This is a genomic window from Mesobacillus jeotgali, from assembly GCF_900166585.1.
GTDB classification, from domain to species: Bacteria; Bacillota; Bacilli; order Bacillales; family Cytobacillaceae; genus Mesobacillus; species Mesobacillus jeotgali_A.
On the sequence record NZ_FVZC01000009.1, the window covers coordinates 1,119,923 to 1,132,903 of the forward strand.

17 protein-coding genes and 1 pseudogene are annotated in these 12,981 nt (G+C 39.8%); 12 read left to right on the forward strand and 6 right to left on the reverse strand.

Annotated elements, in window-relative coordinates:
* Positions 1–73: 73 nt before the first annotated feature.
* On the reverse strand, positions 74–514 hold the full coding sequence (locus tag B5X77_RS15685; protein ID WP_079508897.1) for a cell wall hydrolase: 441 nt from the start codon (positions 512–514) through the stop codon (positions 74–76).
* 257 nt (positions 515–771) lie between these two features.
* A complete protein-coding gene (locus tag B5X77_RS23380; RefSeq protein WP_176167341.1) occupies positions 772–1,500 on the reverse strand; it encodes a hypothetical protein in 729 nt (242 codons plus the stop codon).
* 148 nt (positions 1,501–1,648) lie between these two features.
* Here B5X77_RS23380 and B5X77_RS15695 point away from each other — a divergent pair, with 148 nt between their 5' ends.
* The 3 genes from B5X77_RS15695 (at position 1,649) to B5X77_RS15710 (ending at position 4,967) form a co-directional block, all read left to right on the forward strand.
* Complete coding sequence (locus tag B5X77_RS15695) at positions 1,649–2,086, forward strand: DUF4362 domain-containing protein (protein WP_079508898.1); 438 nt, start codon at positions 1,649–1,651, stop codon at positions 2,084–2,086.
* Positions 2,087–2,509: 423 nt separating this feature from the next.
* The gene (locus B5X77_RS15705) at positions 2,510–3,088 is read left to right on the forward strand and encodes an ATP-binding protein (RefSeq protein ID WP_079508900.1); all 579 of its coding nucleotides are present in this window, start codon (positions 2,510–2,512) and stop codon (positions 3,086–3,088) included.
* 226 nt (positions 3,089–3,314) lie between these two features.
* A complete protein-coding gene (locus tag B5X77_RS15710) occupies positions 3,315–4,967 on the forward strand; it encodes an FAD-binding dehydrogenase (RefSeq protein WP_079510261.1) in 1,653 nt (550 codons plus the stop codon).
* A 230-nt stretch (positions 4,968–5,197) separates the two neighbouring features.
* Here B5X77_RS15710 and B5X77_RS15715 read toward each other — a convergent pair whose 3' ends face one another.
* Positions 5,198–6,034, reverse strand: coding sequence for a DUF1206 domain-containing protein (locus tag B5X77_RS15715; protein WP_079508901.1), 837 nt, complete (start codon positions 6,032–6,034; stop codon positions 5,198–5,200).
* A gap of 187 nt (positions 6,035–6,221) precedes the next feature.
* Here B5X77_RS15715 and B5X77_RS15720 point away from each other — a divergent pair, with 187 nt between their 5' ends.
* From B5X77_RS15720 to B5X77_RS23805, 4 genes are all read left to right on the forward strand, one after another.
* Positions 6,222–6,428, forward strand: coding sequence for a ChaB family protein (locus B5X77_RS15720; protein ID WP_079508902.1), 207 nt, complete (start codon positions 6,222–6,224; stop codon positions 6,426–6,428).
* 118 nt (positions 6,429–6,546) lie between these two features.
* Positions 6,547–7,335, forward strand: coding sequence for a helix-turn-helix domain-containing protein (locus tag B5X77_RS15725; protein WP_079508903.1), 789 nt, complete (start codon positions 6,547–6,549; stop codon positions 7,333–7,335).
* A gap of 44 nt (positions 7,336–7,379) precedes the next feature.
* Positions 7,380–7,736 carry a VOC family protein gene (locus B5X77_RS15730; protein ID WP_176167342.1) on the forward strand — a complete coding sequence of 119 codons (357 nt, stop codon included), beginning with the start codon at positions 7,380–7,382 and terminating at the stop codon, positions 7,734–7,736.
* A 90-nt stretch (positions 7,737–7,826) separates the two neighbouring features.
* On the forward strand, positions 7,827–8,027 hold the full coding sequence (locus tag B5X77_RS23805; RefSeq protein ID WP_257391891.1) for an SRPBCC family protein: 201 nt from the start codon (positions 7,827–7,829) through the stop codon (positions 8,025–8,027).
* Between the two features lie 233 nt (positions 8,028–8,260).
* On the opposite strand, the pseudogene B5X77_RS15735 reads toward B5X77_RS23805, so the two are convergent.
* Both B5X77_RS15735 and B5X77_RS15740 read right to left on the reverse strand, forming a co-directional pair.
* Positions 8,261–8,590, reverse strand: a pseudogene (locus tag B5X77_RS15735) (redoxin domain-containing protein); the annotation flags it as partial.
* Positions 8,591–8,605: 15 nt separating this feature from the next.
* On the reverse strand, positions 8,606–8,785 hold the full coding sequence (locus B5X77_RS15740; protein WP_079508906.1) for a hypothetical protein: 180 nt from the start codon (positions 8,783–8,785) through the stop codon (positions 8,606–8,608).
* Positions 8,786–8,964: 179 nt separating this feature from the next.
* On the opposite strand from B5X77_RS15740, the gene B5X77_RS15745 reads away from it, so the two are divergent.
* A complete protein-coding gene (locus tag B5X77_RS15745) occupies positions 8,965–9,747 on the forward strand; it encodes a manganese catalase family protein (protein WP_079508907.1) in 783 nt (260 codons plus the stop codon).
* A gap of 159 nt (positions 9,748–9,906) precedes the next feature.
* Positions 9,907–10,062, forward strand: coding sequence for a hypothetical protein (locus tag B5X77_RS23385; RefSeq protein ID WP_176167343.1), 156 nt, complete (start codon positions 9,907–9,909; stop codon positions 10,060–10,062).
* A gap of 9 nt (positions 10,063–10,071) precedes the next feature.
* On the opposite strand, the gene B5X77_RS15750 is transcribed toward B5X77_RS23385, so the two are convergent.
* Positions 10,072–10,563, reverse strand: coding sequence for a hypothetical protein (locus tag B5X77_RS15750; RefSeq protein ID WP_079508908.1), 492 nt, complete (start codon positions 10,561–10,563; stop codon positions 10,072–10,074).
* Between the two features lie 128 nt (positions 10,564–10,691).
* Here B5X77_RS15750 and B5X77_RS15755 point away from each other — a divergent pair, with 128 nt between their 5' ends.
* The 3 genes from B5X77_RS15755 to B5X77_RS15765 all read left to right on the forward strand — a co-directional run bounded on the left by B5X77_RS15755 (position 10,692) and on the right by B5X77_RS15765 (position 12,943).
* Complete coding sequence (locus tag B5X77_RS15755) at positions 10,692–11,228, forward strand: DinB family protein (protein ID WP_079508909.1); 537 nt, start codon at positions 10,692–10,694, stop codon at positions 11,226–11,228.
* A gap of 141 nt (positions 11,229–11,369) precedes the next feature.
* Positions 11,370–11,822, forward strand: a complete 453-nt coding sequence (locus B5X77_RS15760) for a DUF5662 family protein (RefSeq protein WP_079508910.1) — start codon at positions 11,370–11,372, stop codon at positions 11,820–11,822.
* A 230-nt stretch (positions 11,823–12,052) separates the two neighbouring features.
* Entirely contained in the window at positions 12,053–12,943 is an 891-nt protein-coding gene (locus B5X77_RS15765) for an acyl-ACP desaturase (protein WP_079508911.1), read from the forward strand.
* Positions 12,944–12,981 lie beyond the last annotated feature (38 nt).

A 12,981-nucleotide genomic window follows, 5' to 3' on the forward strand; every position in this document is an offset into this window, starting at 1 on the left:
CTGGTTTTTTTATGTAGACTTTAAGGTATTGATAGATATTTTAGATACCCCCCACAAAAATGTGGGGGCATTCTTATCCCGTATAAACGCCTTCACAAGTGTTTGCTTTAGGTTCATAATAACAATGTTGCTTAAATTGTCCTGAATGTGGCTGGTCATACCATGTAGGCGGACACGGTGCATACGGATTAAAATACCAGAGAGCAAACTTGGAGGGGTGCTGTCTCCAATAATCCAGCGTCTGCTTTGCCAGTCTTTTTTCTACACCCCTCGCCCGGTTATAAAAGACATTTCCCTTTTGAACAGCCTCGAACGAGTAATTCCCACCTTGCACCTGAAAAATCACATCCCGTATTGTCCGTAAATCCTTAAAATCAAGACAATTGGCAGTCAGCCGATTGACAATAACATTGCCAACCATCAACATCCCAGTAGGACCTTCACCCTCAGCTTCCGCCCTTATCATTCTCGCCACCAATGCAACATCACTGTCCGTGTATTTTACTCTTGGCATTTTTATCACCTCTACAAGAATTGTATTAGAAACAGCCTGTCATAATGTTACCGTGTTCAATTTATCGAGAGTAAAATGAGTGATCAGCTCTTTGGCGAATGGAGAATCAGTTGTACTAGAGAAAAAAGAAAAACGGTCATGCTGACTAATCAGTGACCGATTTCTAAGTACAGAAAAACATAGAGATGAACGGGGCAGGTCCTTGAGTTACTGCACACAAGAGTGAACGTTAGAAATGAAGAGACATAAGTAACTTTTTATTCAATCCCTTCATCCTTATATAATGCCGGGTTTGCAGACGTATTTAAGCTTTGGGTTGAAGCCCAAAGATTGCCGAGGAACCTTGGCATCATTTGCTGTGATGGCAGTACGCCATATCTTGTGAAATAAATGAATAGTTTCAAATAGTTCCGTGCATTGCCTGGAAGATGAATTTCTTTTCCGTAATATTCGTTTTCTGTAACTGTAGCGAATGAGCGTGTTTCAAAACCCGAGATGAAACGTGTTCGTTCCCCTTTATATTCGTTCTCGATAAAATGGATCTTTTTGATGATCGTCGGATCGTCGGTTCCATCGTAATTAGCCAGTCGAGCCTGGTTAAAAGCAGATACAGCATCAAGGTCTTTTACAAGGGAAAGGACATGGCCATAGGCTTTGTCATGGCCCTCATAAAATGGCTTTATCTCGAGGTTGTCCATTAAATCAACAAGTCTGAGATTTTTCCCTTTTAAGTATGCTGGCCGGAATATCTGCCTTGAAAGCTTCAAGTCATCCATGGATTCACACTCCATGGATGCGAAAAAGTACCATTGTCCCTTGTCATCCAGGCTGACATCACAAATTTGTCCGTCTTTTTTTAGAAGGTAATCCCTAAATCGATCTTCCTTATCAAAAGTATAGTCCCGTGCTGATTCTTTCCCTGGCATGAAACCAAAAGGAGGTTCAATTGGGACCGCGATTTCTGAATAATATATTTTTTTCATCATTTAACACACCTTCGCTAAATAATCATACATTCAGATTACCCAATCGCCAGCATATGAACACATATCTTTTAGGTTAAGATGTTCACGATGGAATTGTGGTGGTAAAATTTAACTATAAATTTCTTTGAAATATTAAAAAGGGGAACCAATGAGAAATGTGATTGCAATGGCTTTTATTCTTTTAGTCGGTTCAGGCTGCCATTCGGTGGAACAAACTCATCCTGCAGAAACTGAAAAGCCTGATTATATTCCACCAGCTTATGCTGTAGTGGATCATCAAGGTGTGATTACTAATCGGGAAACATTTTATTCGTTTTTGGAAAGTGTCAGACGAGGTCAGAAACATAAAATCAAGGTTGTAACTTATACCAAAGAGGGAGACCCTTTACTGCATGATGTAGTTTTTGATGGCGAAAAAATCCAATCAATCTATGATACTACCAGGGATGAATATGGACAGGGAACTATTGAAAGTACCACATGTGAAAGGCTGGCAGAAAAGGAGCTTGGACAAGAAATGGAGTATTTTATCGAGGGCTGTGATACTACAGGAGGGGTAATAACTATACTTATTATGGAAAAATAAAAACGCCTGGATGACCAGGCCCATTTATATAGAGAAATATTCCCGATAAGTAAAAAAAGTTGCGATTAACGAAAGGATTAAATAAAAAACAGAAGCGTAAAATGCATATGATGGAGAGAATTTTCCCTGTGTCTCATTTAGTTTCATACCGGTAGCAGCTTGAACTTGCATATCCAGACTCCGACTTGTGTATCCACCCGATGAACTGAAAAAATAGATGATGAAAACACACACCAAAGCCACGAATAAAGAGATTTCAATAAAACTAAAATCACTTAATAACGTCAGCCCATAATTCAATAATCCAATGAATGATAAAGTTACTATAAAACTTATCAATTTACCGATTGTCATTTCCCCCTTTATTTAGGGTACGTTTTACCAGATGAAAAGTTTCATAATTTTGAAAAAGAGGATGATTCGATGGAAAGATTAGCTATTATGACGATTGGAAAAACACATAGCGGAAAAACAACCTTTGCCCGGGAGTTGGAGAAACAACTGGACAACTCTATTGTTATGGATCAGGATCTTCACGCTGAATTCCTCAATACCTATTACAAAAAACTTCAGCCTGCAGAGGGTCCCAATACCCTAAAACATGCTATTTCAAAGCTGTTAGTTCGATATACAGCCGAAAATACAGATTGTCATCTTATTATATGCAATTCAAATCGAAGCCGAAAAGGGCGTACATACTTGCTTGAGGAATTGTTTCCGAGCAGTTTTTTCATCCGGATCCTGATTCACTTTGATATACCGGATCATATTCTTGAAAATCGTATAGTGTCAACCAAGCGTAATACGAATATATTTCGTGGTGCTTATTCTAATTTCATGGAGGTCCTACGTAAGCAGCAAGCAGATTCTTTACTAGAGGATGTGGTTGCTCCTGCTGAGGAGGAAGCGGACTTTTTATTTGTCATTAATGAAAGCAGTGAAACACAAACTGTCATAGAGAAAATTTTACAGATTGCTAAAAACATGGAGAAGCCTAAATGAGAAAATTGTTGATATCGTTTTTTCCAAGGGCTTATATAGTTGGAGTCACTAAAAGGATATATTAAAAAGGTATTTTGGTTATTAAATAGAAATTCCAATTCTCCACGATAATTTGAAAAAAACCATCTTGTGCAAATAGAACTTTCTTTTTTTATACTATTTCTAAATAAATATGGTATATTTCAATTATCTGAAAATTCAAAGTGATAGATTGGGGAAATGTATGGTGGATTTCGATGTTATTGTTGTCGGAGCAGGGCTCGCCGGCTTAGTAGCAACAGCAGAAATAGCTGATAAAGGTAAAAAGGTTTTACTTTTGGACCAGGAGCCAGAAGCCTCAATGGGCGGGCAGGCATTTTGGTCGTTCGGCGGTTTGTTCCTGGTTGATTCACCCGAACAGAGACGGATGGGGATCAAGGATTCTAAGGAACTGGCATGGCAGGATTGGCTGGGGACTGCCGGTTTTGACAGGGAAGAAAATGAGGATTATTGGGGTAAAAAATGGGCCGAAGCCTACGTTGATTTTGCGGCAGGAGAGAAACGAGCATGGTTACAAGATATGGGTGTCCGCTTCTTCCCGGTTGTTGGATGGGCGGAACGAGGAGGGTATCTTGCCGATGGGCATGGAAATTCCGTGCCTCGCTTCCATATTGTCTGGGGAACTGGTCCCGGCCTGGTTGCCCCATTCGAACATCGTGTTCGCGAACACATGAAAAACGGTTTGGTTAAGTTTCTTCCCAGGCATCGTGTTGATCAACTTATAACTGATAATGGTGCTGTTGTTGGGGTTAGCGGATCTGTTCTGGTGCCAAGTACAGCAGCTCGCGGGGAGGATAGCAGCCGTGAAGTCGTCGGCAGCTTCGAATTTCGTTCACAGGCGGTACTGATATCGAGCGGCGGGATTGGCGGGAACCTTGATCTGGTTCGAAAAAATTGGCCAAGCCGTCTTGGCCAGCCTCCTAAAGAGATGGTTACGGGTGTGCCTGCCCACGTGGACGGCAGGATGCTTGCCATAACTGAGGAGGCAGGAGGACGCATCGTAAATCGAGATCGTATGTGGCACTACACAGAGGGTCTTAAGAATTGGAATCCTATATGGACAAATCACGGGATTCGAATCCTTCCTGGTCCATCGTCCATCTGGCTGGATGCGACAGGAAAGAGATTTCAGGCTCCGAATTTTCCTGGCTTTGACACACTGGGAACCCTTGATGCAATTAAAAAGACGGGATTTGATTATTCATGGTTTATTTTGACACACAAGATTATTGAAAAAGAATTTGCTCTTTCCGGTTCAGAACAAAATCCAGATCTAACTGGAAAAAGTATTCGAAAAGTAATTGGAAGGGCACTACAAAGTGTTCCGGATCCTGTAAGGGCCTTTATGGAAAAAGGTGAGGATTTTATAGTTGCTGATAACTTATCAGACCTTGTTTCCGGCATGAATAAACTAACAGGCGAAAACTTATTGAACATGGAAAATATTAAACGACAAATAGAAGCAAGAGACCGGGAAATTGATAATAATTTTACGAAAGACCTGCAAATTACTGCTATGCGCGGAGCACGCAATTATCTTGGTGATAAATTAATTCGTGCTGCAACACCGCATAAAATCCTGGACCCCAAAAATGGTCCTTTAATCGCAGTTCGGTTGAATATCCTTAGCAGGAAAACCCTTGGGGGGCTACAAACTGATTTATCAGGAAAAGTATTGAATTCGTCAGGGAATCCTATTCCTGGATTATATGCTGCCGGTGAAGTTTCCGGTTTTGGCGGCGGAGGAATTCATGGATATCGCTCACTTGAGGGGACTTTTGTGGGGGGCTGCCTTTTTACAGGACGTGTAGCAGGCAGGGCTATTGCCGAAGAATTATAGGAATCTCTGACTTTGCGAAATTTAACAAACACACTCTGTTAAAAGATCAGAAAAATCCCAGTGAACATTTCCTGAATAAGAGAACGCCTGGTTAAAATCCAGGCGTTCTCTGCTTGCTATTCCTATTGCTTATCGTACTGCCATACATTTATTTAGTAAGTTAATTCACCTTTTGTTTAAGCGTTTTCTCCATGTCATCCAAATTGTGTGTTCTTATTAAGAATACTTTCTTACCCGTAATTCATATGCTGATAGCGCCCGCGAATGATTTGATAGATACCATATAAAATCAGTCCACCTGCGACGATAGCTAGCAGAACTTGTCCGAACGGCTGATTTGCCAATTCTGTCAAAGCGCCGCCAAGCCCTTTAGATTCATCTGGATTATGGGTATATGCTGTTCGGATGAAGAAAAAACCAACCATGCTCAGGACAATCCCCCTGGCAATCAAACCTGCCTTGCCAGAAAGACGGGCGATTTTACGCTCTTTAGCATTCATTTCATAGGTTTTAAATTTTGACATGAACTTTTCTTTTGCGCCACTATAAAGCTCGTATAGACCATATCCAATAATAATTGCTCCTACTATGCCAACCAGCCAGACGCCAAACGGCTGTTCCATTAACTTGGCGGATATCGTTTTTTCCGAATTCCCGCCACCTGCAGAACCGGTGTTGCTGGCCAATTTAATTGCCCCAAAAGCTAAATTCGCATATATCAGCCCGCTAATAAAATAACCAGTCCTTTTTACCAAACCTTTTGCATCAGTTCCTTCATTTTCAGGATCCTTTATTGCTTTGATAAAATCCCATAAAATGTACCCAATTAGGCCAATCCCAATAAACCATAAAGCAACTTCACCAAAGGGCAAGTTGGCTATTGATTGAAGCGCCCCTGACGTCCCAGTAGTATCGCCTTTAGGCCCGAATGCGGCTAAAGCAGCAAGCACTCCCACCATTCCATAGACCAGTCCTTTGGCAACATAGCCAAAGCGGCCAAAACGGCGAACCCACGGTTTCATGTCTCTCATTTTATTTCTAACTTCTGCTGTTGAAGGTGAATTCATATCAAACACTTCCTCTATTATTCTCTGACCTATTAAAATGTTCCCGCTTTGGGCAAAAAGGAAACCAGCAAGAGTGTGGAATGGTTTACCTGCTTTATGTTTATGTTGGGTACTTAGTTTGGTTTGTTTCATTTTTTACAGTGGGGGAAAAGATAGATAGATCTATTAACTTAAGGAGGTTTCCAACATGCCTTACGATACTTTAAAAGACTTACCAGACGCAGTAAAAGATAACCTGCCCCATCATGCCCAGGAAATTTTCAAAGAGGCATTCAATTCAGCATCTGAACAATATAAAGATGAAGAGACTGCCTTTAAAGTGGCATGGAGTGCAGTGAAAAATGATTATGAAAAAAATGAGCAAGGTGACTGGGTAAGAAAGGAAGAAGATTAGATAATTACTACTGAAAAAGAGTTGGGATTTTTTAGTGGGTGAATAAAAGGATTTTACGTTTTATAAGCGAATTGAATAAAAAGGTTATCATTTTTAAGTACGAATTAGGGTGTTAATAATGGACCAGCAACCTGAACATTATAAAGCCATTATCAAAACAATAGAATATATGAAAGAACACATCCACGAAGAACTGACCTCGGAAAACCTGGCATCAATCGCGGGATACAGCCCTTTTCACTTTTCGCGTTTATTCAAAGAGGTAACAGGTGTATCTCCAAGACATTATCTATCCGCACTAAGAATCGAGGCTGGGAAGGAGTTGCTAATAAGATCATCCACTCATTCCATTCTTAAAACCCTGCTAAAAATTGGTTTTCAGAGTCTGGGGACATTCAGTTCAAAATTCAAACAGTATGTTGGTCAATCACCCAGGCAATTTCAGAAGAATGCCGATAAGCTCCATCAATTTATGAATAATCTGGAGGAGCACGAGGATGTGCTTCCCACCGACACAGATTTTCCCTCTGTCCGTTGCAAAATAGAAGCTCCGGAAAATTTCAAAGGACTGATTTTTGTAGGGTTGTTTCCCCGGCCGATTCCTGATCAGAGGCCTATTATAGGTACTGCATTAAGGCATTCAGTCTGTGAGGTTACTTTAAAAAGGGTTCCATCTGGTACCTATTACGCTCTTGCTGCTGCGATTCCATGGAGCCTGAATCCCCGGGATTATTTTCTGCTCTCAAAAAATCTCAGGGGAAAGGTTGAATGTCCAATTGAAATTTTATCTGACACCACGAGAGACATACTTATTAAACTCAGGGAACCGTTGCCTTATGATCCCCCTATTCTCATCAGCTTACCGAAACTGCTATTTGAAAAAGAAAGCAATCTAGAAGAAAAATAATCTCTTATCTTGTGATAGTTTTATTAAATAAAGGAGTGATAAATTTGTTAAACAAAGTATGTGTTTTAACGATTAAGGTTGACGAAGAAGCTCTTGAGTTTTATACTGAGGTCCTTGATTTCGAAGTCTCAAAACATTACGGGGAAAATATTGTTTCTCTGGTGCATAATGAAGTTCCGATTGTTTTAGAGAAGTGTGATCAAGAAGGAACGATAACAGCCCAAAAGGTGCTGCTTGGCATTTTATCGGAAGATATCGAAGCAGATGTCCTTCGGCTTCGCCAGAAGGGCGCTAAAGTATTATTTAATGAGTCAAGGCCATGTCCGCCAGGCAAGTATAACGTGATAGAGGATCCATTCGGCAATCAACTTGAACTTATAGAGTTTTCTAATTTCATGTGATTAATGAGTTAGAAGGAGCATATATAGGTTTTTGGAAAAGAAGAAATAATAGTTAATGTCCCAATTGAGATAGTCTGTCTTGCCTGGACGATATCCGATCGTGCAGCACAGTGGTTTGCACCCCAAACAAATATTGAAGTCCCTGTCGGCGTAGCATATGAAGGTTATTTTCAGCCAGGCAATAAAACAGAAATGAATACTAGAGGATGCAAGGTAATCATGGCGGCACCTTTCAAGGAGCTCATTTTTGAGTGGAAGGGACCTGATCAATTCAGCACACTGATGAATTAAGAAGATCAGTTCACCCGTATCGGTTAGTTTCGAGAAGGTAAAAATGAATGAAACAAAAGTAACGGTAAACCATAAAGGCTACAGTAAGGAGATGCCTGGAAAGAAGGGATTCAGTGGCATGAGTTAACTGGTCACGGGTTCTTAAAAGTCTTGAAAATGCATTGGAAACAGGCTGCCATCCTAAATAGTGTGTAAAAGAAGAACCACCCGTTCTCACGGGTGGTTCTGATTGCTTATTCTGATGGTTTCTCACCTTTTGCTATATCCGCAGCATATGGGATAATGCCATCTGCTTCGATACCGAAAGTATCTATTTGCTGGGAGTGGAGGACAGTGCCGTCTTTATCAAGAACAGCGAAGCCTCGAACGGCAATCGGACTCTCTGGATCCAGAAGATTAGCCTTTTTGATCAATTTCAGATTTTTATCAGAAATGATTGGATATTCAAGACCCAGTTCTTCCTTCATTGATTTATGCTCTTCAACGGAAGATGCACTTACGGCGTATACATTGCCAGGGAACTGGCTGAATGAAGCTTTTCGGTTCTGCAGCTCGACCAGCTGCGATTTACAGAAGTCTCAGCCAATCCCTGTAAAAAAGAATACTAGTGCAGGCTTTTCCATATTTTCAAAAGAGACATTTTTGCCTTTTTCGTCTGGGAGGGAAAAAGATTTAGACTCCGATTTATCTCCCGAACATCCACTAATGATAGCAGCAGCAATTATTAACAACATTATTATGTAAATTGATTTTCGCATGATGCACCTCCTTAAGTACCTTATAAAGTATATCGTTTTCTGCGGATGACTAGTAATAACAATTAAAATTTAGAAGTCTGCAATTGTTTCAATTGGGTGAAAAATCAGGATAGTATGTTTAGCCTTTATTGACTCGGGAATGAGTCTAAATGTAAAAATAAGTTGATGGAGGCTGAAAAATGTATATCCACAAAAAAGAACTATTGTTTCCAGTCCAAGTCAAAAGCCCCAATCCAGCCCATGCCGCCGCAGTATTAGAGCAGTTTGGCGGTGCAAATGGTGAATTGAAAGCCTGTCTCCAATATTTCGCCCAGAGTTTTAGCACCCCTGACCCTGCGATTCGAGATTTGCTGATGGATATTTCGACAGAAGAAATATCCCATCTGGAAATGGTGGGTGAATGTATTACACAGTTGATGGGTGGTCCTGATAAAGAGCAGAAGATGGAAGAGATGGGTGTAGATGAAAGAAAAATGTCCGGGGAAGGAAACATTCTATCGGATGCCAAGAACCAGATTAACAGCATGATGCAGTTCAATTTTAATTCCACTGTGCAGAAGAGCATGATACTAGATGGACACGGACTTGATTTTGTAGATTCATCAGGTACACCTTTTACAGGAAATTTCATTAATAATGTGGGCGATCTTGTTGCTAACCTGCAATCAGATCTCGCGGCAGAACTTCGTGCCAAGAAGGTATATGAAGAACTTTACCGACATGTAGACGACCCAGGTGCAAGAGAAATGTTCCAATTCCTGATTGACAGAGAAGCTGCCCATGCGACTCTATTTGAAGAAGCAATCATGCGTGCAAAAGAGATTGAAAATAAGAAAGCACACAAAACAGGCGACCATGTAAACATGTATTTCGACCTCTCACTCGGTGGCCTAGCCAAGAATGAATTCAGCTTTGCCAAACAAGCCCAAGTATTTGAAGGACCGATTGAGCCGAAAGAATAATTGTACATCAACCCTCTAAATCAATTTGATTTAGAGGGCCATTTTTTGTTCGTTCTTACTTTAAGATTGGGGGTTAACAGAAAGCCAGTCTCTAAAATAAAAGGAATCAGCTTTTATTTATAGAATTCATTATGTAAAAAAAAACCAAAAGGAGAAACCATGGAAAAGGGTAAATTTCTGTTTATGATCGGGCTGTTCTTTTATCTGGCTGGTATTTACTTATCAACTATATATGTTGCTCGAGGAGCGGTTCTTGGTGTATTCGGTGGTCTCATGATGGGAGTCAGTACATATTATTTAGCAACGATGAACTAATTCAACTGATTACAATTTCTCATAATGCTGCCTGAACACTTTAAAAAGCCTTTCATCACCGCCACGGTCAGGATGGAGAGCCTTGAGTATTTTTTTGAATTCTTTTTTAATCACCTGATTGCTGCTATTCCTTTTTAATCCCAGAAATTCTTCCAATTCAGAAGGTGGAGCAGCGGATGCTTCAATCTGTAAATTAAGCATTTTTTTCAATGTCCGTACCTTTGACTTTTCAATATGCAGACGAGTAGTTAACATTTCAAGTTCTTCCTTAAGCTTTTGGTTCTTTTGTTTGGTTTTTTCCAGTTTCTCATTAAATTCATGCTGTTGTTTCTTGACAATATATTTAATCACGTCTTTTTGGTGGATTAAATATGATTTATTTCTTCTGTGGGACTTCTCGGCATTTAACTGTCCTTCCCGAATCAATATTAAAATATCATCATCGGTAGTTTCTATTCCCAATAAGGAAAATTGTTCAGCAGCTTCTTTGATTGTCAGCATCTATTTCACTTCTCTTATCTTAAAAATAATCAGACAAATCCATCATACCATTGATATTTTTCAGAAAAAGAACAGGAGTATGACAATGTGTTACATATAGATATTCTCGAAAAGGAGTTGGAGATGAATTGGCATTCCATATGGAGGAAGTAATTGAAATGTTGGAACGGACACCTAAAGTATTAGAACAATACCTAGTAGGCCTTTCCGATGACTGGCTTAAAGCCGATGAAGGGGAAGGAACCTGGAATCCATCTCAGGTGATTGGCCATCTTATTTATGGCGAGAAGTATAATTGGATACCAAGATTGGAGTTAATCCTGAGCGATAAAAAGGATAAGAGATTCTTAGTCTTTGACCGATTTTCACACTTGCAACTGTACAAGGAATATTCTATCAGTGAAATGATCAGTGAATTTGGTTCTTTAAGGACGGATAGTATTGAAAAAATGAAACAGTTGATTAAGCATGAAAGTCAGCTTGAATTGTCGGGAATCCATCCTGTGTATGGGGAAGTGAAAGCAAGAGAACTGATTTCTACCTGGATGGTTCATGATTTAACTCATATTTCACAAATTACCAGAGTGATGGCAAAGAGATATGAAATGGCAGTAGGTCCTTGGAAAAGTTATTTAGGAATCTTAAAAAATAACACGCAGAAATAAAAATACATAAATTGTTTTTCAGCAACCTTGTTAAAAATAAAGGGGTTGCTTCTTTGTATGTACTGACTTTCATTCTGCATAGACAGCCGTATGGCAAGTCAAAACAATATTATTTAGAATATTTGATTGGAAGGAAGTTATATGCTGAAAGCCTATTACAATTACGGTCTATACATTTTAGAACATAAAATTAATGTCCTCGTTGAATGTTGGAAGGAGGGCTTATACATACAGGGGCTTACCCATGACCTTTCGAAATTTTCTCCTAAAGAGTTTACTCCCTATGCCAGAAAGTTTTTCTTGAGAAAAGAACTTAGTGAAGAAGATGAATTATGGTGGAAATATGCTTGGTTGAATCACCAACATAAGAATAAGCACCATTGGGAGTATTGGGTTGTGGATCCGAATAAAAAACTAGCATTGCCAATGCCGCGGAAATACTTGATTGAGATGGTGTGTGATTGGCGTTCTTTTTCAAGAAAGTGGGGAAGGAAAGTTAGGCCAGGAGTCATTGACCCTGGTCAAAAGATCATCCTTCATCCTGATACCAGGAAAGAACTTGAAAGCATAATGAGAAATGAAAGAGAGGCTTGAGTTAATTTAAATTTCTATATTGCCAGAGTTCTAGAAAGTAAAAAACAAGACCCATATTGGTGGAAGTTTTTAAAAAATAATGGTACTTATACTGCAAAGGAACTATTTATTAATATATAAAACTTCTATTTGGGTAAAATTCAGAAATCTATGTTAAGATTTAAATTAGTAACAGGTCATAATATCTAGTAATTAACTAAATAGTTTTCGAAGAATAACGGAGGGGCTAAATGTTAACAAATCATTTGGATTTTAGACTCGAACCAAGGATTAGGGAACTCTATGAAGAGCACAAAATGAGGGCGGAAAAAATAGATTGGGGGTATCATGAATTTTTACCGTGGGACAAGGCTATGGACTTTAAACGCGTCCCGTGGGATGAAAGCCAGGTTACGCTCCCGGCACCGGTTATTACAGCGATTGAGACTGCTCTATTGACCGAGGTCAATTTGCCATGGTTTACATCGTATCTTGATCAGACTTTTAAAGGCTCATTATCTGTCATCAAGGATTTTGTGCATACCTGGACGGCGGAAGAGGATCAGCATTCAAATTTGCTGGAGACCTATCTATTGATTACCAGGAATGTTGAGCCGATGAGGCTGCATCAGTTACATAAAATGACTCTTGAGAATGGCTGGGATCCTGATTTTCATACTCCCTTTGAAACGATGGTTTATACATCGATGCAGGAGCTGGCGACTATGGTGTTTTATAATAACGTCGCAAAAGTGGCGGGAGCACATGACAAGGAATTAGCAACATTGCTGAGGAGACTTGCCAAGGATGAAACCCTGCACTATGCTTTCTACCGCGAAGTAATTAAATATCATCTTGAGCTTGAGCCTAATTATTGCTACTATCTGGGGAATGTCATCATGAATTTCCAGATGCCGGGAGCCGTAATGCCCGATTTCGAAAATCGAATGTCCATTATCGCAAAAGAGGCAAACTATGGACCACTTGAATATTTCGATCAGGTACTGGATGTGATCATCGATTACTGGGATATTGAAAATTTAAGGCCGATCGCGCCCGAAGCAGAAAAAGCAAGGCTGGATATTTTGAATTATCATGCCCGCCTGAAAAGGGTAAGGGATCGATTTTATAAGAATAAGTAAAAAAATCAGCGGGCAGTCCGCTGATTTTTTTAAGAGGT

Bases quoted from the DNA above. Each gene is read 5' to 3' on its own strand.
- B5X77_RS15705 (WP_079508900.1), top strand. From the start codon at position 2,510: ATGGAAAGATTAGCTATTATGACGATTGGAAAAACACATAGCGGAAAA.
- B5X77_RS15720 (WP_079508902.1), top strand. From the start codon at position 6,222: ATGCCTTACGATACTTTAAAAGACTTACCAGACGCAGTAAAAGATAAC.
- B5X77_RS15725 (WP_079508903.1), top strand. From the start codon at position 6,547: ATGGACCAGCAACCTGAACATTATAAAGCCATTATCAAAACAATAGAA.
- B5X77_RS23385 (WP_176167343.1), top strand. From the start codon at position 9,907: ATGGAAAAGGGTAAATTTCTGTTTATGATCGGGCTGTTCTTTTATCTG.
- B5X77_RS15695 (WP_079508898.1), top strand. From the start codon at position 1,649: ATGAGAAATGTGATTGCAATGGCTTTTATTCTTTTAGTCGGTTCAGGC.
- B5X77_RS15685 (WP_079508897.1), bottom strand. From the start codon at position 514: ATGCCAAGAGTAAAATACACGGACAGTGATGTTGCATTGGTGGCGAGA.
- B5X77_RS15715 (WP_079508901.1), bottom strand. From the start codon at position 6,034: ATGAATTCACCTTCAACAGCAGAAGTTAGAAATAAAATGAGAGACATG.
- B5X77_RS15740 (WP_079508906.1), bottom strand. From the start codon at position 8,785: ATGCGAAAATCAATTTACATAATAATGTTGTTAATAATTGCTGCTGCT.
- B5X77_RS15745 (WP_079508907.1), top strand. From the start codon at position 8,965: ATGTATATCCACAAAAAAGAACTATTGTTTCCAGTCCAAGTCAAAAGC.
- B5X77_RS15765 (WP_079508911.1), top strand. From the start codon at position 12,053: ATGTTAACAAATCATTTGGATTTTAGACTCGAACCAAGGATTAGGGAA.
- B5X77_RS15760 (WP_079508910.1), top strand. From the start codon at position 11,370: ATGCTGAAAGCCTATTACAATTACGGTCTATACATTTTAGAACATAAA.
- B5X77_RS15750 (WP_079508908.1), bottom strand. From the start codon at position 10,563: ATGCTGACAATCAAAGAAGCTGCTGAACAATTTTCCTTATTGGGAATA.
- B5X77_RS23380 (WP_176167341.1), bottom strand. From the start codon at position 1,500: ATGATGAAAAAAATATATTATTCAGAAATCGCGGTCCCAATTGAACCT.